This window comes from Planomonospora algeriensis, assembly GCF_977012225.1.
On sequence record NZ_CDRNDK010000764.1, the window covers coordinates 1 to 1,920 of the forward strand.

Here is a 1,920-nt window from a genome sequence, read left to right on the forward strand (position 1 = left end):
GGGTCATGCCGAACAGGTGCTCGCCGGTGGCGATCAGCCACTTGCCCAGCGGCGGATGGACGACGTACGACGCGCACTTGTCCAGCTCGGCCGGGGCGCACTGCTCCCAGATCGCCGTGTTGCCCTGCATGAGGAGCTTGTCGGCGTCCTTGACGGCGTTCCGCTCGGCGCCGAAGTTGAGCAGCGCGAAGGCGTCCTTGGCGTAGTAGGTCTCGTCGAACATGACCGCGTTCGGGCGGCCGAGGTCGACGAAGCGCAGGACCGCGCCGAACGCCGCCACCAGCAGCGGGCCGATCCAGCCCCACAGGACGCCTCCCGGCATGGGCGGCACCAGCCGGTCGCGCACGGAGTCCTCCGGTCGGCTGCCCGGCCGGGGCTCCGGCTGCTCGGACACCTGCTCAGGGAAATCGGTCACGGCCACCCGGACATCGTACGGGCCTCGTCACCCGTGCACCTCAAGAAACATCCCGTACGTACCCAACCAGGGAGCTTCTCCACGGTGAAGCCGTGTTCTCCGGCGTCGTCCCCGGCCCCCGGCCTCCCGGAAGGCTCCGGGCGGGCGGACCGGAGACGGGAACGGCGGGCGGGGGCGGGCGGACCGGCGGCGGGAACGGTGGGCGGGATGGGAGAAGATGGAAGGGTGACGGACAACGGCAGGCTGGTGCTGGCGGGGGCTCCGATCGGACAGGCGGGCGACGTCTCGCCGCGCCTCCGCGAGGCACTGGAGACGGCCGACGTGGTCGCGGCGGAGGACACCCGGCGGCTGCGCCGGCTGGCCTCGGACCTGGGCGCGGAGATCGGCGGCCGGATCGTCTCCTACTACGACGCCAACGAGATCGCGCGGGCCGCCGAGCTGCTGGAGGTGCTCCAGGCCGGCTACACCGTGCTGATCGTCACCGACGCGGGCATGCCGGGGGTCTCCGACCCCGGCTACCGCCTGACCCGCCTGGCCGTCGACGCCGGGATCGCGGTCACCTCGCTGCCCGGCCCCTCCGCGGTCACCACGGCCCTGGCGGTCTCCGGCCTGCCCAGCGACCGGTTCTGCTTCGAGGGGTTCCCGCCGCGCAAGCAGGGTGAGCGGGCGCGGCGGCTGGCCGCCCTGGCCGCCGAGGAGCGCACGATGGTGTTCTTCGAGGCGCCGCACCGGCTGGCGACCTCCCTGGCCGCGATGGCCGAGGCGTTCGGGGCCGACCGCCCCGCCGCGGTCTGCCGGGAGCTCACCAAGACTTACGAGGAGGTACGGCGCGGCGGCCTGGGCGAGCTCGCCGAGTGGGCCGCGCAGGGGGTCAAGGGCGAGATCACCGTCGTCGTCGCCGGGCACGTCCAGGAGGCCCTGGAGCCGGTCATCGAGGACCTGGTCGCCGAGGTCGCCCGGCGCGAGGAGGCCGGGGTGCCGAGGAAGCACGCGATCGTGGACGTCGCCAAAGCCGCGGGCATCCCCAAACGCGACCTCTACGACGCCGTGCATCGATCCTGATCACACGGGCATCTCCGAACGCGACCGCTGCGACGCCGTGCATCGATCCTGATTCATCACCATAATCTCCTGAATGGGATCAACGCGTGACCGGCTGGTGCCGCCGATGCCGGAAGGCGTCCTGTGGGGCTGGATCGGCCCGCTGCTGGTGGCGGCGTTCGGCGCGGTCCTGCGCTTCGTCGACCTCGGCCGCCCGAACGCGGTCGTCTTCGACGAGACCTACTACGCCAAGGACGCGTTCGCGCTGCTCACCTTCGGGGTGGAGCGCAAGGCCCTGGGCAGCGTCGAGGACCCGGTCGCCGACCGGATGCTCATCGCCGGGGACACCCGGATCTGGGAGACGTGCGTGCCCGCGGACGCCGACCCCTGCCCGCTCTACGTGGCGCACCCGCCGCTGGGCAAGTGGCTGATCGCCACCGGCGAGCACCTGTTCGGCATGACCC

Annotated in this window: 1 protein-coding gene and 2 pseudogenes; 2 read left to right on the forward strand and 1 reads right to left on the reverse strand. The window is 72.4% G+C overall.

What is annotated here, in order from left to right:
• Positions 1 to 421: pseudogene (locus ACWJ6R_RS35505) on the reverse strand (phospholipid carrier-dependent glycosyltransferase); the annotation flags it as partial.
• Positions 422 to 622: 201 nt separating this feature from the next.
• On the opposite strand from ACWJ6R_RS35505, the gene rsmI reads away from it, so the two are divergent.
• Positions 623 to 1,477, forward strand: a complete 855-nt coding sequence (gene rsmI / locus ACWJ6R_RS35510) for a 16S rRNA (cytidine(1402)-2'-O)-methyltransferase (protein ID WP_449066409.1) — start codon at positions 623 to 625, stop codon at positions 1,475 to 1,477.
• A gap of 73 nt (positions 1,478 to 1,550) precedes the next feature.
• A pseudogene (locus ACWJ6R_RS35515) lies at positions 1,551 to 1,920 on the forward strand (phospholipid carrier-dependent glycosyltransferase); the annotation flags it as partial.

What these genes read in the sequence shown, in the direction of transcription:
- rsmI (WP_449066409.1), top strand. Translation starts at nt 623, where the DNA reads ATGGGAGAAGATGGAAGGGTGACGGACAACGGCAGGCTGGTGCTGGCG.